Genomic DNA, 22,631 nt, shown 5'->3' on the forward strand with positions numbered 1-22,631 from the left:
CTGCCGATCTGGCAGGGCACGAGAGGACGCATCATTAAAACCTTCCTTTGTCGGGAGGTTTTTTGTTTTTTTCTTTATTCTTAATGATGGGAATGATAAAATGCTGGGTAGAGAAGTTTTGTGATGGGTTAGGATAGCAAGCATTGGAAGTGTAGCCACACTTCCGAAAAACGCTTGTTAGGGTTTCACCCTAATACCCGTTCCATTTAGGGCTGCGCCCTAATACCCCTTTAAACTGAGGATGGTGATCCTATTGGCAAAAAAGCGATACAGAGATAAAGAAGTGAAGTTTTTTGTTACTGAGGGTGAACTTGAGATAATTGATAAAAAGGCAGCTGCCGCCGAATTAGATAGAAGTAAATACTGCCGTAGCATGACCCTTGATGGTCTGATAGTCAAACAAGATTTTAAACAGTTGGACGATTTGGTTTACGAAGTGAATAAAATCGGAACGAACATTAATCAGGTGGCGCGAAGGGCTAACGAGTTGGAACACGTGACGCTCGATGACATCAAGTATCTGAAAAAACAATTGGATGTTATTTATCAGCAGATTGAAAAATTTTACGGTGGAGGTTGATTTCATTGCCGTATGTTAAACAAATTACAATCAGATCAACGCTGAACCGTTCTCTTAAATATATAGTGAATGACAATAAGACCGATCACGGCTGTTTGGTTACAGGGGTTAACTGTGCTTCTAATGATAAGCTTGCTTATAAGCAGATGCTTGCGAACAAAAAAAATCACAAAAAAGAGAAAGGAACACTGGGGTTTCACTTCATGCAGTCCTTTAAAGAAAATGAAATTACTGATCCATACAAGGCTCATGAAATTGGGTTGAAGTGGGCCGATAAAATGTTTGGTGATAAGTATCAATACGTTCTGAGCACTCACATAGACAAAGGCCATATTCATAACCATGTTGTTATAAATTCTGTTTCGTTGAGTGGAAAAAAGTTCAATGCCTGTAAACGGAGCTTACAGGATGCAAGAGATTATTCAGATGAGATTGCAAAGGAATACAGCCTCAGTGTTATTCCTCTAAATGAACATGCTATCCCGAAATCTTATAAAGAATGGAACGAAGAGAAGAGAGGGAATTCATGGAAGGCGCATATCAAACAGGACATAGATGAAGTCATTAAATCATCTAAATCATTTGAAGAATTTATGCAGAACATGAAGCGGCTTGGGTACACGATGAAACAAGGCCATGTTAAATATATGACGTTCAAGGCTCCCGGTATGGGAAGATCAGTACGTGGCAAAACTTTAGGGCCGGAATACACAGAAGATCGTATAAAAGAACGTATTCAGCTCAGAGAGTTCAATTTTGTTGAATCAAAACGGAAATACAAATATCGCTTTAAAAGCAAGCCAACTCGCACGCAAATTTTTGACGCAGCAAGGAACTACAAATATAAAAGGGGTTCATTGGCGGTTAATTTCATGCTGACTATTGCGTTGCTTCGAACGCTCACAAACCGTAAGGCAGAAGAAGCAGTAAGGAGAAATTCGCGTAGAGATTTCAGCACCGATATTGAAATATTGAAACTGTCCAAGCAGCTCCAGCTTATAACAGATTACAATTTAAAAAGTCGCGGTGATCTACAGCGAGCGATCAAAGATACAGAGCAAAGATTGAAACAGATCAATGGTGTAATTGAGGAAGCAGACAAAGCAAATCGAAGTATCATTCTCATTAATCAGACAATCGAAGCTTACAACAAGCATAAGCCGATTTATGAAGAATATAAGTCAGCGACAATCAGAAAAATGCTTGTGAAGAAAAAATATAGTGCGGAGATCGAAACATTTGAAAAGGCAATGAACCAGCTGAATAAGCTTAATATTCAGGAGAAAGATTTTTCAATCTACAGGGAGAGACAAGAATCATATGGAATAAAAATCGAACAGTTGAGGGAACGCCATAACGCAATGACTAAAGAATTATACAAGCTCACTGATATTGAAAAGACCTTGAATCAAAGAGGGCGTTTCGATTTGTCCAAGAACAAAAACAATGAGCGTGATGAAAGGAAAGAACGGTAAGAGTAAATATATGTACACAAAATCCAGTCCTGGGATCTTGCTGCAGGAGTTCAATTGTACCCATTTCATTTCTTGGCCACAATTGAACTCCTATTTTTTGTACACGAAAATAGGACCGGCATCTACAAGATCGGGACTTGATGCACATATTTTTTGTATACAAGGACTCATTTTGCTTAAGCGGATACCTGATAAAATGGATGGATACCAATTATTAGGAGATTATAGAACGCATGGACTACATTACAGACTTTTCTTACATTGACGACTTGATTGACAATAAAGGAGTGAGGAACGCTGTTATTGATGTAGACAACACAATAACCAAAAGTAACATCGTACAATTTTATCTGTTTATAAAAAAACAAGAGATTGGAGAAAAGTTGTGGCCTCTATACTTTTCTTCATTTGTTCTGCGTGCTCCATACTTTTTGGCACTGGATGCCGTGTCACGGGACTCATTTAATAAACTGTTCGTACTGAAAAAATTCAAAAAATACTCTTATGCTCAGTTGGAATACTTTTCGAAGTCGTTTTTTGAGAAAAGCTTGAAGGGGAAGTTCATTAGCTTTACTCACGATTTGATTTTCCATTTGAAAGAAAAGGGTGTTTATGTTGAATTGCTTTCGACGAATTTTGATTTATTGGTAAAACAATATGGGGAATATTTTGATGTTCCTTACAGCTGCTTAAACGTAAAGCCGGAAGGGAATGGGATAACAATAGATTTCTCAAAGCTTGATGGTTTTAAGGGCAGGGAAATTGCAAAATTCGATCCTGCCGTAACTCTATCCATTGGAGATTCGAAATATGATTTACCAGCTCTTAATCATGTGGACTATCCTTTCGTAGTTGCGAAGAAAGATGAAAAGTGGATGGGTCAGATAAACAAAGAGGCTCGTTTTATTAAAGCCGACATAGTTCAACTGGGCGAAACATTGTAGGAGGAAATATGGTTTTTGTTCTTATTTTTTTATGGACAATTGCAGCTGTTCTTCTTGTAAATAACCCGAAAAATGAATCTACTCGGTGGGTTGCATTTTCTGCTTTTGCGGCTGGCGGTGGTGGTCTCTCTCGTGCCATGACAGAAACGGCCATTCCTTACCTACATATACATGAGCTGATCACGCCGACCATAGAAAACATACTCTTTAAATTACACATCATTGGTTCATTCATGAATCATAATGGATTGCCTTATTGTTTTTTAATGTTCGCCATTAGTTATAGTGGATTCTTCAACAAACAATTGAAGAACAAGCTTGCGTGTGTCTTACTGATTCCAATAGTGATAATGCTTTTCAATACGCCATTCTATCCAGACATAAAAAACAATTTTCGAATACTCTTTATGTGGTGTGTACCTTATTTATTATTTGGGATGACATTGTTGATAGTCAGCTATGCTAAGGAGAGTATTCAATTAATTAAACGGAATCGCTTCTATATTATTTTGTTCACCTTCCCACCGATCATCTTTCAAATTTTTGTGAACTATACATTTAAGGCGTTTTTTGATTTTGAGGAAGTGTGGAGGTTAATGCCTTTAGTTATAACCCTGTTGTTCATGACTTTTGTCATTTTGATTTCAAAGCATGGACTCTTAGGGGTGAGGCTCCGATTCGATAACAACAAGCGTGAAAGTGCGATGCGTGCGGTTACTTCGGGGGCATCAGCGCTAAACCATACTATAAAAAATGAGATTGGCAAAATTGATATACTTTCCGACCGGATTAAGTATGAAGCTGAACGGGAAAATCCGAAGCCGATTGTAAAAGATATTGATATTATAATGGACTCCACTTCACACATGCTCTCAATGGTTGATCGAATTCAGAAACATTCCCAGGAGATCATTCTTATACCTGATTACCATAAGGTCTGTGAAATTATTGAATCCAGTATTGAAATGAGCTTACCCTATTTAGAAAAGAAGAATATTGACGTTGTTATGCATGTCAAAACCCATGTAAAAATGTATTGTGACAGTGTGCATATGCAAGAGGTTTTGCGGAATTTGATTAAGAATGCAGCTGAGGCGATGGAACATAACGGACAGCTGCGGATATCTGCATACGAAACCAGAAAGGCTATCGTTATTGAAATCCAAGATAACGGGCCGGGCATCGATCAGGAAGATTTAACTCGTATATTTCATCCGTATTTCACAACCAAGAACAGAGGTAAAAATTTCGGATTAGGCTTGGCCTATTGCATGAATGTTATGCATAAGCACAGTGGAAAAATTGATGTGCAATCCAAGAAGGGGTTAGGTACAACTTTTATTCTGCAAATTCCTATAACTGAACAACCCGTATAACGCCATACTGTGTGTTTAAAACGAAGTTCTTTTACCGCTATAGGAGGGAATTCGATGACCCAAATAAATGTTATGTTGGTCGAGGATGATCCAGTATGGGAAGACTGCCTGTCTTCCTTTATAGAGAGAGAACAGGATTTGAATGTGGTCAGCTGCGCGGCAAGTAAAGAGGCTGCAATCAGGGCGTACAAAGAAAATGACGTTGATGTAGCCTTGGTTGATGTGATGTTAAGTCCTAACGAGTGTGACGGGCTGGATACGGCTTTGGAGTTAAAGCAGCTAGGACTTAGCAATATAATTATGTTGACCGCTTTAAACGACAAGGAAATCATCCTGGATGCCTTTGATAAAGGCGCAGTTAATTATATTACTAAAACATCTTACCGGGACATACCAAGGGCTGTACGGGAAGCCTACGGCGATCATCCGGGTATTCATCCTGATGCGTCCGCTGTACTCGTTGCGGAACTGAAAAAGGAGAGGAAGCTAAAATATATCCTTACTCCCACTGAGAGAGAGGTCTACGATCTTCGGGAAAAGGGGATGAATAAAGCGGAGATAGCAAAGGTGCTGTTCAAGTCTGTTGAGACTGTAAAGAAGCAAATAAAGCAAATACAAATCAAAATAAGAGGCTGACCCTAAGTGGTTAGCCTCTTATTTTGATTGAGGGGGTATAAAATTGGCCCTCCCTTGTAATTGTCGAAACTTGTACGATATAGCTATCACCTGTTATTTAATATCGAATAAAAAAGGGTGTGCAGGTTATTACGTGATTTCTCATCCAACTCATCTAAAGCTGTTAATAAAGGGGTGATTTGCTTTATTACTGGAAGGATGTTGACCGAGAGCAAGAGTTGTATTGTTTTAATTTCTGCATCTGTTAGTTCGTCTAACAATCCAAGTAACTGTCTCTTTCCGGAATGATCCGGTTGGTCGGGCAGTAAGCCGGCAGGGAGAATGTCATTGAGCGATATTTTGAGAGCATCACAAATCTGTATTAGTATTTCGATGCTGGTTGAACTACCATTTTCGATCTTGCTAATGGTACTTTGCGATGTGTTCGATAACTCAGCTAATGTCGTAGTGGACATTTTTACTGCTTTTCTAAAATGTTTTATATTGGCTCCAATTATGCTGTTTAGCTGATCCATTCACTTCACTCACCAGTGCAAAATTTTATTTAAATCATAACAGAAAAGAATAAGGGATGCTCATTACTAAAATAAATATTCGAATAGGAATAAAAAGCGTTGACTAAAATATTCGTTTTCGAATATAATGTGATCAAGGAGGTGCGAGTTATTTATAAACTTAAAAAAAAGAGAAAGGAGAAAGGTTGGACACAGCTGGAGCTTTCAGAAAAATCGGGAGTTCCGCAGCCGACCATATCCCAAATCGAGAAAGGGAATCGCAAATATCCGACTCATGAAAACATAAGAAAACTTGCTAAGGCGCTGGAGGTTGATATTAGGGAGCTTGAAGATGAAAGCGAAGATAAAGCAACAGTGTAATGGTCTTTAATGAAACGTGTACTGTTCCAGTGAAAAATTCGTAACGAGGGGCGATAGAATGTCTGATATCGGCGGTGATGTTTCGACAATTGTTACGCGAATGGCTTCAGACTTTTCCAGAGAAACCGCTAAAATGACTAACGAATCTATAAAACAGATGTTGATATTCCTCATCAATAAGGCTAGAGAGCAGGGCGACAAGCCGGGCGAGAAATCGTTGAAAAAGCTTCTTTCCAGTAAGGATGAAATTAAACTTTTTGATCTGGATAAGAGCAGACTAAAAGAATTTGCTGAGAAAGCTAAACGTTATCAAATTGCTTATGCAGTCGTTGAAGATGAAGGCCGACATTCTGTTTTCTATAAACAAAGTGATGAAGTTCGTGTCAAAAGTATTATTGAAAACCTTATAAATAAAGAGATGACTCCGACTGATCGCATCGATAAGCAGCCTGAACGAGCATTACCCTATCAGGTGGTTGGAGAATCAAGTATCCGGGTTCCTAATGCTGTGCTTGATATGAACATTGAATTTCATCGTGAATTAGCAGCAAAGGAAGGCATCAATATAGGTGATATTCAAATGGATAACGCACGTCTCGAAAATGAAAAGGCAGCAAGAGAAAGTGCCGATGCACCAAACAACGATAAAACGAAATATGACGTTGTTGGGGATAGCCAAATTAAGGTTAACGATGCCGTGTTGGATATGGATGTGGGTTTTCAGCGTGAATTAGCTGAAAGAGAAGGGGTCGATACTTCTTCATTCACTGACCCACAAAAAAATATGGCAGACGAACGCTACTTGCAAGCTGTTGATCTTGCGAGACAGTCCGGGGAAATAGCGATTCCAAAACTACAGTCTGAGTTTAATGTCGGCTACGGTGAGGCGAGAAACCTTATTGATCGCATGGAATCAAAGGGGCTTGTATCTCAGTATGATGGCTCTCAACCACAGATATACATTGGAGGACAGGGTAGAGAAGCTGCTGAGATTCAGGCAGAGACTCAGAAGGAAGCTCCAGACACTATTCCTGCTTTTCTCAAACAGAGAGGGGAGAGACAAGAGGCAAGCCAGCTTGAGGCAGAACAGCAAGCGCCAGAACAGCTAACGCCTTATGAGCGGCTTGAAGGCAATAAAATAAAAGTTCCACATGTAACACTGGATATGAATAATCCTCAACATCGTGAACTAGCAGAAAGCTACGGTATTAAGGTTAATGAGATTGACTTCAAACGTGAAACTTCTGACCTGGCTATAGAAAAGGAAGAAGTGAAGGGCAGGGAATCCCTCACAGAAAGGTTAGGTGCGACTGGTAAGGGGCCAGTACAGGATGATAAGGCCTCAATGGTACGTGACATGCTGCACAGAGTTAATACACGTATGAGTTTGGATGAAAGAAGGCGACAGATTAGGCCGCTAATTGAAGCTCAAAGAGAGGCTGCACCAACAAAAAATAAAAACAGAGAGAAGGGGGGGAGGTAAATGTCAGATTCAAAAGCCTCCAAGCCTTTGGACAAAGAAGGAGAACGAGATTTTTTCTTACAAGGAGCTTATAAAGCATCCAAACAAATAAGATCAGAGTTTATCAATAATCCTGCTGCTCTAAAGAGCGAAAAGGCTGATGACGTGAAGTTATTGCTCGATTATGTAGATAAGATGGAACGTAATGAGAAGATTCCAGAGCATATTTCAGCGGCCTACAACAAAATTCGTGACGAACTATTCAAATCCTATGACCAACCGGAAATAACAGAGTCTAGGAGGGCTATATTGGCTGACTATATAGAGCGTTATGAAAAAGCTGCTTCTCATGGCAAGCCAGACATAGGCAGGGGATTGACTCATCCTGACGATCGGGAAGGAGGACAGCAGAAAAGCACACTTGCTGAAAAGCTAAATTTAGCCAGGAATTTGCTCGAATCACAAAATCGCTCATCTACAAGGGATGTTAGCCAGGACATAGGAGGGTGGTGATGACCGATCAAGAAAAACGGAGAAGACAGAATAGGAATTTTTTGATCTTCTGTGCAATCCTTTATGTTGCTATCGCTTATATAACCTCACATGTACATCATGTGATTGAGCTTTCAGGGAAGCCGTTTGATATTGAAACACTGGATGTAGAACAGCTTACCGAAGCTTCTAAGGCCAGCATGATCAACAACATTGTTGTATTACCAAGTGAGAAAACACTTCGAATTTTATTCTTTGAATTCATCGCTGTATTCATTTTTGCACTGTATAAGATTACAACACAAAAGAACCTTATGCCGGGAAAAGAGCATGGTTCGGCTAAATGGGGAGGTAATGCGGAGAGAAATCGCATAAAGAACAGCAAGGATCAATTCGCTAATGTTATCATGACTCAGACTGAAAGGCTTAGTCTTGATTCAAAAAAAGTGAAGAAAAATTTGAACTTTTTAGTTATTGGTGGAGCTGGTACAGGGAAAAGTAGGTTTGTTGTAAAGCCTAATATACTACAAGCTAACACAAGTTTTGTTGTAACAGACCCTAAAGGTGAGTTGCTTCGGGATACAGGGCATTCACTGGTACAGCAAGGCTATAAAGTTAAAGTATTTAACTTAATTGATATGTCACAAAGCTGTAGATATAACCCCTTTGCCTACATCAAAAAGGAGAGTGATATATTAAAAGTTATTAACAATTTGATCAAAAACACGAGTGGCAGCAAAAATGGATCTTCTTCTGATCCCTTTTGGGAAAGTGCAGAAAAGGCACTTTTACAAGCCGTGTTCCTCTACATTTATTATGAGTTGCCAGAGTATGAACACAATTTTAAAACTGTTTTTCTCATGTTGAGGCTGGCAGTAGTGAAAGAGGACGAAGAAGATTTTAAAAGCGAATTTGATTTATTGTTCTCAATGCTTCGTCAAGAAAAACCTAATCATATGGCAATTAAACAATATGATGTTTTTAAAATGGCTTCCGGTAAAACAGCAAAGAGTATATTGATTTCAGTGGGTGTCCGACTTTCACCATTCGGCATTGAAGATGTTGAACGGTTACTCAGTGACGATGACCTGGAGCTGCAAGCGTTAGGGGATGAGAAGACAGCGCTGTTTGTGGTAATACCCGATAGTGACACGACCTTTAATTTTCTTGTTGCTATGATGTATTCCCAACTATTTGATGCTTTGTATTATCAGGCTGACTTTGTGAATAGAGGAAGTCTGAAATATCATGTGAAGTTCTGGCTTGATGAATTCGCGAATATAGGGCAAATCCCTGACTTTGACAAACTTGTCGCTACGATGCGAAGCCGGAATATATCAGTGGCTCCGATTATACAAAACTTGTCACAGCTTAAATCACTCTATAAAGAAACCCATGAAACAATTATAGGTAACTGTGACACGATTTTATTCTTGGGAGGCCAAGAGCGTACTACGCTTGAGTGGGTTAAGGTAGGGCTAGATAAACAAACGATTGATACCAAGAATACAAGCCAATCAAGGGGCAGAAATAGTTCTTCCAGCACCAGCTATGGAAGCCAAGGCCGTGATTTAATGACTATCTCCGAGCTTTCACGAATGCCAGATAATAAGTGTATTCTCTTCGTCCGTGGACTCGATCCTTTTTATTCAGACAAATATAAACTGGAATCTCATCCTAACTACAAGCTGCTCTATGAAGCGAACGAGGACAATTATTTTGACTCATCAATGGGCTGGAAAAAATCTTTGGCCTCCGATCCGATAGCTGAATTGGTGAACATGCGGGTTCCTGATAAAGAGATGGAGGAAAGGATGGAAGATTTAACTGTTGTAAATGTTGATGAACTGGATATTTTGGAAAAGCAAATGGATGAACTAATTTAATCAGCCAAGTTGGATATTGCTCATGTATACGTATAATACCCATTTTTCCAATGAGATAACTAAAAATTAAAATATGAAAGAGGTAGATTTTTAAATGAAGAAATCATTCATGAACATGATTAAAAAGCCTGTGTTTGCAAAAGTTCTGTCTTTGTCCTTTGCCTTGATGCTGATTGGAACTAAAATTTATGCCGCTAACGCTAACGAGGGGATGGATCAATTCGACGGCGTAATTGAAGTAATCGCTACTTGGGCAGGACGGATCGGGCTGGTTGTCGCCTTCTTTGGAGGCATTCAAACAGCACTAGGTTTCAAACAAGACGATGCCGATGGAAAAGTTCGCGGGATGAAAACAATGGCGGCAGGGTTTATGGTCTTTGGTATCTCCAAATCACTGTCACTTTTCGGATTGTAATGACGAGGGGGCGAAATGCCCCCTATCTCAAAAAAGTGGGTGGTGAAATAGTTGGCTTCTTCTCCGATTGATGATATAAAAGCTGCTTTTGAAGGCTTTAGCGGAATTATTACAGAGGTTACAGGACTGGTCAATCAGGGGCCATCTGAGTATCCGGGAGTGTACTCGGTCATAACAGAAATTCATCAAGCCATTCTACCTGTTGCATACAGTCTGCTGACCCTATACTTTTTGTTGGATTTTATGAACAAGTCAATGAACTTCGCATTTTTCAGGTGGGAAACGGTCGTCTCTTGTATGTTGAAACTGGTATTCGCCAAGTTAATCATGGAACATACGCTTGATTTTCTGAACATCATTTTCCATGTATCTTCTTATGTCTCAAGTCTTGTAGGAACTACTGGAGCTGATGCATCGCTTTATAAAATAGATTTTTCAGCCATGGAAGCCGAGTACGAAAACATGGGCTGGTTCGATAAAAAGCTCTATGCAGTTAAGCAGATGCCTTTTGAATGGATTTTACAGGGGATCAAGATCGTTATCATGTTGATTGTATTTGGGCGACTATTCCAGCTCTTAATATACACGGCTGCTGCCCCTATTCCAATAGCTGCATTCATACACGATGAGCTTAAAGAAAAGGCCAAAAGATTTGTATTTGATTATGCCGCAGTCTGCCTACAAGGAATTATTATCATCATCGGATGTATTGTATACGTTGCGATAATTGCCAATGTATCATTCGGATTTTTCACCGGAAATGGAGCTAATATGGAGCTTTGGAAAGGTATGCTGACTGCCTTGGCTTTACTTCTTGTTGTGATCAAGTCCGGCTCGTGGTCAAGAAAAATAATGGGCGACTAATCCCGAATGAACACAAAATTTAAGCCTGGTTCAGCTGAAGATCCAAAAGTATGTATACAAATTTAAAGCCGGCAGCCAGGAAGATCGAAATGTTTTGGGTACATTCACCGTTTCCCTCAAACTCGCTGAACACAAATGAGTACATTAATTGGAGGTACTATGATCGAGATAAGAATTCCCAAGGAGATAAGAACCTATAAAGAAAAATTGTTCTTTGGTTTAACACTCAGACAGTTGATTTGTACCCTAATAGCCGTCGTGGTTAACGTACCGCTGTACTGGTTTGGTAGGGACGTTATAGGATCAGATGCGGCAAGCTGGGTGGTTATATTCGTTGCGATGCCATTATTCTTAATCGGATATTTTAACTATAACGGTATGACCTTTGAACAATTTATAAAATCTGTGATTCAACAGGAGTTCGTTTATCCGCAGAAAAGAAAATATATCACTTTGAATATGTTTGAGCTGCTTACAACAGAGAACCAAAAGGGGGGGAAGAAGCGTGCTGTTTCTAAACAAAAAAAGCGCAAAAAAGAAAGCGAGAATTCCTAAATCAAGTCAACAATCCATTCCCTATTCCACAGCTTCTGAGGACGGAATTTTGAAACATGGCAAGGATCGCTACTCTAAAATCTTCACTTATGTGGATATTAATTATCAGGTTAGTAAGCAAGATGATCAAGAAGAAGTTTTTTCGAAATACTGCGAGTTTTTAAATTTCTTTGATGACACTGTTAATCTCCAAGTAACCATAATCAATAAAAGCTTTAACAAAGAAGATTTTGAGAGCAGAGTAATGATTAAGTCGCGGAATGACCATATGGAGCCGTTTCGTGAGGAGTACAATCAAATGTTGAAACGCAGAATATCGGGCGGCAAGAATGAGATAAAGAAAGAAAAATTTGTCACGGTTAATATTGAATCTATTTCAATGGACGAAGCGCGTAACACCTTTCTGAGAATGGAGAGAGAGATTCAGGCCGTATTTAAAAGGATGGGTAGCTCTATCAGCGGATTAAACCTTAATGAACGTCTGGAGCTGCTGCATGATGTGTATCGTATGGGTCAAGAAGGCCACTTTACCTATGATCCGAAAGAGCACAAGAGAAAAGGGCTTATCACCAAAGACCTTATAGCTGCGGACTCCCTTACTTTTAAACGGGATCATATGATTATAGGCGATAAATACGCAAGGGCTATTTACATCAAAGATTTGCCTACCTTTCTAAACGACAAATTCCTTAGCGAGATTACAGACTTTTCCTTCAATCTAATCACGACGATGAACATCAAGTCCGTAGACTCTTATAAGGCGCTCAGGATCGTTAAGAAGCAGATTACGGGTATGGAAGCTAATAAGATTGAGTACCAGAAACGAAGCCTTAAAAACGGCTATCTGGAGGCGTTTATTCCTCATGAATTAAAGCACTCGCTTACAGAAGCAAATGAACTTTTGGATGATTTGATCAATAAAAATCAAAAGATGTTCCTGACAAACATTGTATTGATTCATTTTTCAGATACGCTTGAGGGTTTGAATAAGGATACTAAAGAGATTTCAGGCATCAGCAGTAAATTCCTTTGCCAGAATGGTACATTGCATTACCAGCAAGAAGATGCTTTGAATTCGTGCTTACCATTTGGGCTGAATCTGCTAAAAATATCACGGACGTTGACCACCGAAAGCACAGCAATTTTCATGCCATTCACCAACCAAGAATTGTTTCAGGAGGGTGGAATGTATTATGGGCTGAACGCTGTATCGCGAAAGCTGATTATGTTTAACAGGCTTTCGCTGGATACACCGAACGGCTTTATATTGGGAACGCCGGGTTCAGGTAAATCCTTTGCAGCTAAAAGGGAAATGGTTAACGTGCTTCTCAATACAGATGATGATGTTATCATTATCGACCCGGAGCGCGAATACACACGGCTTGTATCCAATTTTCAAGGGGAAGTTATTCATATTTCTGCTGGTTCGAAGAACTACATCAATCCGCTGGATATGACAATGGACTATGCAGATGATGATGACCCGTTGATGCTTAAATCTGATTTTGTACTCTCTCTATGCGAGGTAATAGTCGGTGGGAGATACGGCCTTACACCAAAGGAAAAATCAATTATTGACCGATGCTTGAAGCTCACATACCACAAGTACCTACAGACGTTTTCGAAAGAAGACATACCGACCCTAATTGATTTTTACGAACAGCTCAAACTACAAGAAGACCCGGAAGCTATCGAAATTGCTACAGCGCTTGAGCTTTATGTTAAGGGTAATCTGTCTGTATTCGCCAACAAGACAAATATCAATATAGATAACCGTCTTGTATGCTTTGACATTAAGGATTTAGGTAAGCAGCTCAAGACAATGGGAATGCTCATTGTGCTTGACCAAGTTTGGAACCGGATCACCCTTAATCGTGGTAAGGGTAAGCGGACATGGATATATATTGATGAAATTTACTTGCTCTTTGCTAATGAATATTCAGCAGCCTTCCTTTACGAACTGTACAAACGGGCCAGAAAGTGGGGAGGGATTCCAACAGGTATCACCCAAAACGTTGAGGATTTGCTTAAATCAGACCTTGCACGAACGATGCTTTCTAACTCCATGTTCTTGATGATGCTCAATCAAGCTAAATCGGATCGCCGCGAGTTGGCAACTTTGCTGGACATATCCGAAACGCAGCTTAGCTATGTGACAAATTCAGATAGTGGTCAGGGGCTAATGTTTATCGGGAACGGTGAAGGTAAAGGAATTGTTCCTTTCCATGACGAGTTCCCAAGGGATACGAAATTATACAAAATGATGACGACCAAGGTTGATGAAGTAAGGGAGGCTAATCTGGAGAGTAATACAGCATGAAGAAGAACAATATCCGAACCCGTACTTCATCTAAAACCACCGTCAGGAATGTATATGCTAAGGGCGTTCTCAATAACAAAGTGAAATCTAACCGGAATACGGCTGTACATCCCTCCAGTAACGGAGGGATGAAATCCAGATTACGCAGTCATATTTCAAGTGAAATCCAGAATGAAAAGGTAAAAACCACTACCAGAAATACGCATGTTAAGCGTGGAGTAGAGGCTAACCGGAGGACAGCTGTTCAGCCCTCCAGCAATGGCAGGAGGATGAATGCAAGGCTACGCAGTCATATTTCAAGGGGAATCCAGAATGAAAAGGTAAAAACCACTATCAGGAATACACATGTTAAGCGTGGAGTGAAGGTTAACCGGAGGACAGTTGTTCAGCCCTCCAGCAGTGACAGGAGGATGAACGTTAGGCTACACAGACATCTTTTAAGGAAAGGCCAGAATAAAAAGATAAAGACCAATGCCAGAAACGTATATGTTAAGCGTGGCCTCAGTAACAAAATGAAGCTTACCCGAAAAACACCTATTCATTCCACCAGCAGTACCAAAGGGATCAGAGCTGCACTACGCAACCATATTTCAAGGCAAAGCAAGGAAAAGATAAAGACCGCTGCCAAAGAGACAGCAAGGCAGCTTACACGGACAATAGACCCTCATGATCATGAAGAAGCACATGACGCTATTACGTCCTTGGAGCTCCCGAGGGATGGGGTAAAGAAAACCAGAACCGCTTATAAAAATATTAAAAAATCAACAGACAGGATTAAACATGCCAACCATTATATAAAAAATCGGCGCTACCGTGTGCCGACTATCTCAGCGCATCGCAAAGTAAAGGGGAATATTGCTACCAAGGGCGTCTCTAAGAACAGTGCCAACAAGATCAAGACATTAAGCAGGAAGTATGTACCAAAAGGGCGATATGCCTCGCTTGGCCTTAAAACAGGAATGAGGAAAGCTGCTTCTTCTGCCGCTTCATTCTTGAAACGTGCTGCTCAACAGTCTGCTAAAAAGTTCGTAGCGTCTGTAGCAACTAATCCCAAGGTCTGGATTATGGGAGCGGCAGCAGCGGCGGTAATCTTTTTCCTGATGATGTTAACAAACAGTTTGGGAGGAACCACCACATCTTCAGCAGGTTCATTTTTTATGACTGATGAAGACAATGCTAGAGAATACAAGAGTGTTGTCGAAAGGCTTGATAATGAATTCCAAGAAGAGATAAGTCGCCTTCAAAGCAGTAGCGGTTATGATGATATTCGGACTGACTATATGAATGAAGATGGTTTTGCTCATGCTAGTTGGGTTGAGATGTTTGCGATACTAGCAGTTCAGTTTGAACAAGATTTGGAATTCACAGATGAGCAAAAAGAATTTATGGAGGAAATTTACGGAAAATTTAATGAGATAGAAACAAGGACAGAGACTTATACCGAACAAGAATGTTCTACGGACAGCAAAGGGAATAGAACCTGTCACACGGTGACTAAAACGCGACTGATAATTGAGATTTACACCTATGATATGGAGGATATTTTCTTAAAGATTGGGTTTGACGAAGAACAACAAGAGTGGGCTAGACGACTTGTTACTTCGGGAGCAATACAAGAACAGTTTCCTGATTTGGCTCAAGAGTTACCCGGAGGGGGAACACCGGGAATACCGGGAAATTATCCACCGCCTGAATTTACTGGTGATGTAAGCGAGGCAAGGAAAAAATTAATTGAAACTGCTCTAACGTTGGAAGGCAAGGTGGGGTATTTCTGGGGAGGAAAAAGCCCGCCCGGCTGGAACGATAAGTGGGGAACTCCGGTTAAAGTAACAGCACCCGGAAGTAAAAAAACCGGGACATATCAGCCTTATGGGATGGATTGTAGTGGTTTTATAGATTGGGCGTTTAAAACAGCGGGGCTTGGAGCTTCGTTTTCCGCTGGCGGTACATCTTATCAGTGGGGTCAGACCTATGCGATCAAGGAAAGTGACTTGATACCCGGAGACTTGGTATTTAAGAACATACCAGGACAGGGTGGTGTGAATCATATTGGTATTTTCATTGGCAGAGACAGTAAAGGTAAGGCTGTATACGTCCATTGTGAGGGAGGATCAGGGGTTATTGTAAACAGTTATAAAGGCTTTAAGTATCCGAGAAGACCATTATTATTTTCAGGAAAGTAGGTGAATATGTGCGAAAGCGTTTTGTTTCCAGTATAACGATCGCTTCTGTAATCTTCTTTGCGGTATCCGCGGGTTCTTCCTTTGCAGCAGAGACCACTAAAACGCCACCGCCGCCTTCTTCGAAGGCGGCAAACCAAACAAATAAGTCTGAACAGAAGCCAGCTACTAAAGGATCAACGACTAAACCATCCAATAAACCCAAACAGCCAGAGGTAGAATCAGTGGTGGGGAACATGCTTCAATTAAGCGCTACTGTTCCTCCAGACTTCGATAAAACGATCCTTGTTAATTTCACTTCTACTGACAAGGAAAATGTTATGGCCCGATTGGATAAGCTGAACGGATATACGTATGAAGAAGACGTGAAGCCAGGGACTTACAAAGTGGATTTCATCAATGTTGTAGGGGAAAATGCCACGGACTATAACATTGATTCGTCCGAAAAAGTAGTCGTCAAGAAAGGCGATGCGGTCGAATTCAAAATAAAGCTCTCTTTAAAGCCAACTACCAAGACCAAGACCGAAGAAGAACTTTCTTCGAATGAGGAGCCTACAGAGGAGAGCATCGAAAGAATGCTGAACAGAACGGATTCGGGCGGGAATCAGAACACTAGTACAGATCGTGGTGTTCAAAGCTCCACAGATAATGCTTTAAATGAAGCGGCTTCTGTTAAACCAACTGAAAAACCACAACGGCAAAAATTCACCATAGAACCCCAAACACTGAAAATCATTATAGGGATCACTATTATTGCTTTGTTGGCACTCATGGTATTTCTTTATAAACAGATTAGTTACAAGCATGATTACTATGATTGTTAAGGACTTTTTGAAGGAGGTTTTTTTGTGGAAGACAAATTGCTAAAGCTGATGGAGAAAGAAGAAGCTTTAAAAAAGAAAAAGGAGAAAATCGAGGAAGACTTACGGAAGGTAGCCAAACAGATCAAGGAGGTTGAACATCAACAAAAGGTAAGGAATATTGAGGATAGCATTGTGGTTTTGAGTAGCCACGGCATTAATTTGAATGATGTAATCAAGGAAATTCAACAAGGTAAATTTGACCATTTGAAGAAGGCTTCTGCTGATACTGGAGGGGATACGTCAGGTGAGTTTGGGGCGCAGGGCAAAGTTAAATCATTATATTCAAGGGCTGAATGATCACTATTCAGCCCTTTATTTTGAAGGGGAGTATTGTGATGGTGAAATGGAAAAAATGGTTATTTGTCAGTCTTGGCGTAGTTGTACTGCTTGTGATTGCTGGTGTAATTGTAGTGAACAAGAGCACCTCAAGAGAAGGCGTCCTAGATAATATCAGCGCGGCAATAGATAATAACGACACAGAATTGCTCATATCTGTATTGCCTGAAGAAATACAAACTTATCCTACGGTGGAGGATTCGGCTAAGTATTTTTTGAAGACAGCTGCGGACAACAAGGAACTGACAATGCAACTCTTGGATAAGGAAAATTCTGATGTAGCAAAAAGCGTGAAAGAAATGCGCGTGAGTGGAGATTTTCCGTTCAGTATAGAAAAATCAGGAAAGAAGTTGCTGTTTTTTGATAAATACGTGTTGTTGCCTAAAGAAACTTATGTAACTTTTAAAGACCTTGGGAATGATGTTACGTTGAAGCTTAATGGCAAGGAAGTGAAGCGAGAAGACTTACGGAAACCATTACTAGCAGGAAGCTATGAAATTGAAGCCATCAAATCATCTGCATGGATAAGCATCACTGATAAAAAATCAATAACAGCTGGAGAAAATCCGAGCAGGGAGTTAGCATTCGACTTAACTGGGTACGTTCTGGACTTGTCTAAGGAACTAAAAGGAGCTGAGATTCTGTTCAAAGGTGAAGGGACAGGAATTCGTGTTGGTGACCCTAAATCGGCGGAATTTGGGCCTATAGAGGAATCGGACGAGAAAGAAATACAGCTTTCAGCGGAATTTCCATGGGGGAAAACAATAAGCTCGAATTATGATAAATCATATTACACCCTTGGTAGCGGATCACACTTCTATTTTATTCCTGATGAAAAATTCGCTAACGAGCTGTTCCTTCGTTTTGCAGAAGAATACGCTCAAGCAAGTGTCAAGCAAAGTGTTGAGCCTTTCAAAAGTACCACAGACAAATTCAGGGCTAAACAAGTTAATGCTTATCAGCCTTCAATGTTTGGTAACTACTCTTATAATCTGATTAAAACCTATTTCAATAAGGAAACACACAAAATTGTTACCGACAAAGAGGGTAATCCGGTCATGCAGCTGGACGGAATCATTCGATTAAATAGACTGAAAACCGATTATCATAGGGAAAAAGAGTATGTCTATTCTCTTTCCTTGAAAGCTTTATATGATGAGGAAAAGCAAACATGGAGTATTGATGAGGCGAACTTAGGCTCTTTTGTGAATATTCCTAATCAAAATGAAGAGGACAAATACATTATCATGAGTGCGAAAAAATAGAAGTGTACACATAAACAAGAATGGCCACTCTGGATCAGTGAGGCCATTCTTGTTTTTTGTACACATTAAACGATTCCGGATTGAGCCGGTAGCACACATTTTGTATACACAATATGAAATATTGCTCATGCCAGGATAGACTATGTGCAGAGCGCGAGTACTTTGAATTATTTGTTCACCTGAGGAGAAACAACAATGATCCTGATGGTGGCGTTTGCAGAGTAATTGTCAATTTGATAAGGGACCTATTAGAGAAAAAATGCTTACTTCCGAATTAAAGTTTAGTCCAGTTATCAAATAAATCGTAAAAGTCCTGTTTTTCTAATTTTGGTTTCGTTTCATGATCCAATCAAATAACGATCGCGATTGTTCAAGTGTGTAATAGTTTTTGAAATCCTCTGGACTAATTATTGCGGCGACAGTGGGATCTTGATTCAAATATTCCTGCAGTAGTTCTTTTTTAACATAAAAACAAAATTCTCCATATGCATTGTACGTGGTGAATTGTATTGCTTTCATGTAGCAGCGCTCCTTGTTGTTGTGGTTCTCATCAAATTAATTCTTTCTTTATGATATAGTTACTTACAAAAGGGATCAAGATCAAGTTACTACAGCTGCTTCAGCTATACAAATAGAGGACAAAGTGTACAGTTGTATACACAATGAGAAGCCTTGCTATTCTGTTTTTTGCGGCATTGAAATCGTTGAAAATGTACACACATAAGGATTGAATACTGAATGACGGAGAATGAGAGCCATTACGATCCTAAGTTTTTGTTTTCACCCTGAGGCCCGCAACCGAATCAATTCTTGAATTAGCATAGAAAAATGCACTATCGCGGTCGCCGACAATGGCTGAATTCTTCCAGACGAAGAAGGATTTAAATAGAACTTAAAATAATGGCTTTGTTAAACTGTGTTGTTGATTTTCATTGAAGTAACGAACAGAAGAGTTCAATGAGAAGGCTTCCATTCGGCAAAAAATAGGCATTTGCATTCAAGCCGATTCGGAGCTTATTATTGATAACGAAATAGTAACACTTCCGCAATCGGGCGCTTTTCTTGAATAAGATGCGCCCATTCTTTATATTGATAAATATATCTTTATCAAAAGTTCCCTTATTCCACCTTTTCGAGGGGATGGGCAAAAACATCCGAAATGTATTCCTACCCTAGAGGATATGAATTTTTTTGGTAAGGGGTCGGTTGTGTACATATGTTTACTACTTGATCTTCACTAAGGGACTCGCAGTATATATGGGCAAAATTTGATCTATCAGCATGACTTAGGGATAGATGAAGACAGTGAAGTGTAAGCGAAGATTTTTTTGTGAGCAGGACTAATCATTTATGCATATAGATATCTTACTCCATGCTTGCTTGCATCACTACAACACCTTTCTATCCGTGACTGCAACGGATAAAGCATGAGATCGCAGGGGTTGCCGCTACCTTGATAAAGCGGTACATCAACTTCAGTGAGTTTTTAATTCAAACCTGGTTCACTCTTGCTATGAATACCTCTAGATAGCACGAAAATAAACTGCTTTCAATTTTCTACTACCGACCTATTCCAAGGAATTGCAAGGTGACCACGATAGAAGTCAGAAAGACAGATAGGATTAATTGGATCCATCCTAACCTAAGCGCAACCATTCGTTCTTTTTTCATGTGTTTTCTCCGAAATGTCGGACCTTCTACAGCTAATAAAAATAATCCAGACAGGACGAAAAGAGCCACCAAGGACCACCCTAGATTAAGTATCATCTTCAAAAGATCCTCCCTTATTTAATTTTCATACCTACTCTACGAATGTTCACTTTAACGTTCACATGTATGGACATGCCGGCATACAAGTTCTCCCAATCATTCTTAGCTCGAACATTCTCATTCCAGTAGGATCGTTCATGGGCTCTTACATATTCACCCAAACCAAAAATATCAGACTTAACCTTTTGCGTCTCCTTTATCAGGTCGTTAATAGCCATAGTTGTTCTCCGTTCTTGTTCTTCCTCAATTTTTTTCAAGTCTAGAGTCGTGTCAATATTTGTATTCGCAGAGAGTTTTTCAACGAGTTCACCATGAATATAAACATCAATATCAGCATGTGGCTTTCCATTCTGTATTCGAACTTTAGTGTAACTCTTTCGTTTTTTGGCTCTAACCATGACATAACCCGTATCTTGGACAGGGAACAGGACTGTATAACCTCCAGGATTTATCCCTTTTGCTGCCATATATACGCCAATTTCAATAGGGCTCGACGTTGTTCCAACCATTTTATTATTTCTGAAAAAAGCAAATCCATTAATCAGGATATTTTCACCTTCTCGTATCGAAATATAGGGCAAAAACGGGTTTTGTCCAAGTTTAGAACCATTATTCCAAAAGTGTGACAAATACATCTCTGGAAATTTCCCCATCTCAACGGATTTTTCCAGCATAGAAAGTACATATAAAGTGGGTACGCGTTCGAGAGGAGGAGCAACTTCCATCAAATCAGAAGCTTTTGTATCGGTAACGAGTAACCAGGTTGAACGGCGGACTTGCGCATTCCTGCGAAAAACATCATTCAGATCATCCAAACCTCTCTCCGCGATATTCTCACTGATCACGATGATCCTGAGGTGTTCTAAAAAGCGAGGATCTGCTATTTCCTGTTGCAAATTATTCATCGCATCTTCGATCGTGTGACCCACAACCTGGACAACCCAAACCGGACTGCTTTTTTTACTATCTGAGCTACCTCCATTGCCAGGACCGAGTGGAACGCGTCCAGGCACCGCGATTTGAGCAGTTAAACGGATCATGTTTTTATTAAGTTGTTTAACATCTCTTTCTTTGTGATTCGCGAGATCTTCCTTTTTGGAGGCTTCCGGGCCAGCCTCATCGATCGCTAATCCTAAGATAAGGGCACGATCGTCGATTTGGGTACTATCCCAACATCCACTCAATAGCACAGAAATAGCTAGGAGCTGCAGATAAACAACGACTTTCATGAATTTATTCTTCAACGGGATTCCCCCTTATTTTTCGTATTACAGCGATAATCCATAGTAGTAATGGATAGCCCAGTGTTAATGAAAGGCCAACTTTACCTACGATTTCACCCATTCGGTATAACTGAAATATATCTTGTGGGATCATGGCAACAAGGTATAGAAAGGGGAGAAGAAAGCTTGAAAGAAAACCATGATCCTTTAAACCAAACGTCTCGCGCGCAGCATAACTTGCCAAATAATATGTAGCATAAATGGTCGTGAACACAGTAATAACCAACACGGCAATAAATATAGCGTCTAAGCGTTCAAAAATTTTACCGGGAAGGGAAGTTAATCTTGCTATTTCCAGTGTTGGCCAAATCAGTTGAATAGTCTCTTGAGGGCCGAAAGCAGCAACAGTTGAGATAACGATGATGAAATACAATAATCCAGCAATAGTCCCTCCAAGCATACTGGATCTCAATGATTTCTCTGGTTTTTTCATAAAGGGAATGATCAACGTGATAATCAAGGAGCTTTGAAACAATGCTGTGATGGACAATCCCCCCCCAATAACGTCCTTGGGATGGTTACCGATGATGGGTTGCAGATTGAGTACCTCAGCATTTTGAAGTGAGATCAATGCAATACCAAGGACAGGTCCGAGGATAAATGGTAAATAAAACATGTGGATGTAAGAAAATCTGATTATGTTTCGTCGCGTCGTTACAGTGGCAAGCAGCAATAATATGATGATGGTGACTTCAATAGGTGTTTTCCGCAATACCGCGGAAACCACAACCTCGCCAAACTGCCTTACGGTCAAGGCTGTAAGGATTACAAAGAATAGAACCATACATAGGTTAACCGAATATGCAACTGGCTTTCCGAGGATATGTTGACTATACTGAAACAAATTTTCCTTCGGAAAACGCATGCCTAAAACGGTTATCAACCAAATACCCAATAAAGCAATCGCAATTCCAGCCAATGTGATGAGAGGAGCGCCACTATCCGCAGTGGCAGCTGCGGTACGAGGGATATCGAGTACACCACCACCAATAATAGAGCTGATGACTACGGCCGATGCTTGAAACCAGGTTATGGATCTTTGTCTGTTCATGAA

General features: G+C 40.1%; 21 protein-coding genes. 17 read left to right on the forward strand and 4 right to left on the reverse strand.

All coding sequences use genetic code 11. The annotated features are described in order from the left end of the window. The first annotated feature begins 244 nt into the window (after nt 1-244). The 5 genes from MHB54_RS28455 (at nt 245) to MHB54_RS28475 (ending at nt 5,011) form a co-directional block, all read left to right on the forward strand. Nucleotides 245-580, forward strand: a complete 336-nt coding sequence (locus MHB54_RS28455) for a plasmid mobilization protein (RefSeq protein ID WP_340982195.1) — start codon at nt 245-247, stop codon at nt 578-580. 5 nt (nt 581-585) lie between these two features. Then, nucleotides 586-2,055: a relaxase/mobilization nuclease domain-containing protein gene (locus tag MHB54_RS28460; protein ID WP_340982167.1), complete on the forward strand. Its 1,470-nt coding sequence runs from the start codon at nt 586-588 to the stop codon at nt 2,053-2,055. Nucleotides 2,056-2,288: 233 nt separating this feature from the next. Further along, nucleotides 2,289-2,999, forward strand: a complete 711-nt coding sequence (locus tag MHB54_RS28465; protein ID WP_340982168.1) for a haloacid dehalogenase-like hydrolase — start codon at nt 2,289-2,291, stop codon at nt 2,997-2,999. An 8-nt stretch (nt 3,000-3,007) separates the two neighbouring features. Beyond that, a complete protein-coding gene (locus tag MHB54_RS28470; protein WP_340982169.1) occupies nt 3,008-4,375 on the forward strand; it encodes a HAMP domain-containing sensor histidine kinase in 1,368 nt (455 codons plus the stop codon). Nucleotides 4,376-4,429: 54 nt separating this feature from the next. Further along, nucleotides 4,430-5,011, forward strand: coding sequence for a response regulator transcription factor (locus MHB54_RS28475; RefSeq protein ID WP_340982170.1), 582 nt, complete (start codon nt 4,430-4,432; stop codon nt 5,009-5,011). 86 nt (nt 5,012-5,097) lie between these two features. On the opposite strand, the gene MHB54_RS28480 is transcribed toward MHB54_RS28475, so the two are convergent. Continuing rightward, a complete protein-coding gene (locus MHB54_RS28480; RefSeq protein WP_340982171.1) occupies nt 5,098-5,526 on the reverse strand; it encodes a helix-turn-helix domain-containing protein in 429 nt (142 codons plus the stop codon). Nucleotides 5,527-5,625: 99 nt separating this feature from the next. Here MHB54_RS28480 and MHB54_RS28485 point away from each other — a divergent pair, with 99 nt between their 5' ends. The 12 genes from MHB54_RS28485 (at nt 5,626) to MHB54_RS28540 (ending at nt 18,524) form a co-directional block, all read left to right on the forward strand. Continuing rightward, complete coding sequence (locus tag MHB54_RS28485) at nt 5,626-5,886, forward strand: helix-turn-helix domain-containing protein (RefSeq protein WP_340982172.1); 261 nt, start codon at nt 5,626-5,628, stop codon at nt 5,884-5,886. A 58-nt stretch (nt 5,887-5,944) separates the two neighbouring features. Then, entirely contained in the window at nt 5,945-7,369 is a 1,425-nt protein-coding gene (locus tag MHB54_RS28490) for a DNA translocase FtsK (protein WP_340982173.1), read from the forward strand. After that, nucleotides 7,370-7,861 (forward strand): hypothetical protein, encoded by a 492-nt coding sequence (locus MHB54_RS28495; protein ID WP_340982174.1) that lies wholly within the window; start codon nt 7,370-7,372, stop codon nt 7,859-7,861. Continuing rightward, nucleotides 7,861-9,726 carry a VirD4-like conjugal transfer protein, CD1115 family gene (locus MHB54_RS28500; RefSeq protein ID WP_340982175.1) on the forward strand — a complete coding sequence of 622 codons (1,866 nt, stop codon included), beginning with the start codon at nt 7,861-7,863 and terminating at the stop codon, nt 9,724-9,726. Before MHB54_RS28495 ends, MHB54_RS28500 begins: the two co-directional genes overlap by 1 nt. A 94-nt stretch (nt 9,727-9,820) precedes the next feature. After that, the gene (locus MHB54_RS28505) at nt 9,821-10,141 is read left to right on the forward strand and encodes a hypothetical protein (protein WP_340982176.1); all 321 of its coding nucleotides are present in this window, start codon (nt 9,821-9,823) and stop codon (nt 10,139-10,141) included. 51 nt (nt 10,142-10,192) lie between these two features. Further along, the gene (locus MHB54_RS28510; RefSeq protein ID WP_340982177.1) at nt 10,193-11,005 is read left to right on the forward strand and encodes a hypothetical protein; all 813 of its coding nucleotides are present in this window, start codon (nt 10,193-10,195) and stop codon (nt 11,003-11,005) included. Between the two features lie 159 nt (nt 11,006-11,164). Next, on the forward strand, nt 11,165-11,560 hold the full coding sequence (locus MHB54_RS28515; protein ID WP_340982178.1) for a PrgI family protein: 396 nt from the start codon (nt 11,165-11,167) through the stop codon (nt 11,558-11,560). After that, a complete protein-coding gene (locus MHB54_RS28520) occupies nt 11,511-13,880 on the forward strand; it encodes a VirB4-like conjugal transfer ATPase, CD1110 family (protein WP_340982179.1) in 2,370 nt (789 codons plus the stop codon). Before MHB54_RS28515 ends, MHB54_RS28520 begins: the two co-directional genes overlap by 50 nt. Then, nucleotides 13,877-16,063, forward strand: a complete 2,187-nt coding sequence (locus tag MHB54_RS28525) for a C40 family peptidase (protein ID WP_340982180.1) — start codon at nt 13,877-13,879, stop codon at nt 16,061-16,063. Before MHB54_RS28520 ends, MHB54_RS28525 begins: the two co-directional genes overlap by 4 nt. Nucleotides 16,064-16,071: 8 nt before the next feature. After that, nucleotides 16,072-16,884: a hypothetical protein gene (locus tag MHB54_RS28530; protein ID WP_340982181.1), complete on the forward strand. Its 813-nt coding sequence runs from the start codon at nt 16,072-16,074 to the stop codon at nt 16,882-16,884. A 24-nt stretch (nt 16,885-16,908) separates the two neighbouring features. After that, nucleotides 16,909-17,220: a hypothetical protein gene (locus tag MHB54_RS28535; RefSeq protein ID WP_340982182.1), complete on the forward strand. Its 312-nt coding sequence runs from the start codon at nt 16,909-16,911 to the stop codon at nt 17,218-17,220. A 38-nt stretch (nt 17,221-17,258) separates the two neighbouring features. Then, nucleotides 17,259-18,524: a TcaA 3rd/4th domain-containing protein gene (locus MHB54_RS28540; protein WP_340982183.1), complete on the forward strand. Its 1,266-nt coding sequence runs from the start codon at nt 17,259-17,261 to the stop codon at nt 18,522-18,524. A 1,560-nt stretch (nt 18,525-20,084) separates the two neighbouring features. Here the strand turns inward: MHB54_RS28540 and MHB54_RS28810 are convergent. The 3 genes from MHB54_RS28810 to MHB54_RS28550 are packed head-to-tail and all read right to left on the reverse strand — an operon-like array spanning nt 20,085 to nt 22,628. After that, complete coding sequence (locus MHB54_RS28810; protein WP_063477453.1) at nt 20,085-20,291, reverse strand: CLC_0170 family protein; 207 nt, start codon at nt 20,289-20,291, stop codon at nt 20,085-20,087. Between the two features lie 17 nt (nt 20,292-20,308). Beyond that, a complete protein-coding gene (locus MHB54_RS28545) occupies nt 20,309-21,538 on the reverse strand; it encodes a Ger(x)C family spore germination protein (RefSeq protein ID WP_340982184.1) in 1,230 nt (409 codons plus the stop codon). After that, nucleotides 21,528-22,628 carry a GerAB/ArcD/ProY family transporter gene (locus MHB54_RS28550; RefSeq protein WP_340982185.1) on the reverse strand — a complete coding sequence of 367 codons (1,101 nt, stop codon included), beginning with the start codon at nt 22,626-22,628 and terminating at the stop codon, nt 21,528-21,530. The genes MHB54_RS28545 and MHB54_RS28550 overlap by 11 nt, the downstream gene beginning before the upstream one ends. Between the last annotated feature and the right edge of the window lie 3 nt (nt 22,629-22,631).

Source organism: Paenibacillus sp. FSL M7-0802 (assembly GCF_038004945.1).
GTDB classification, from domain to species: Bacteria; Bacillota; Bacilli; order Paenibacillales; family Paenibacillaceae; genus Paenibacillus; species Paenibacillus polymyxa_B.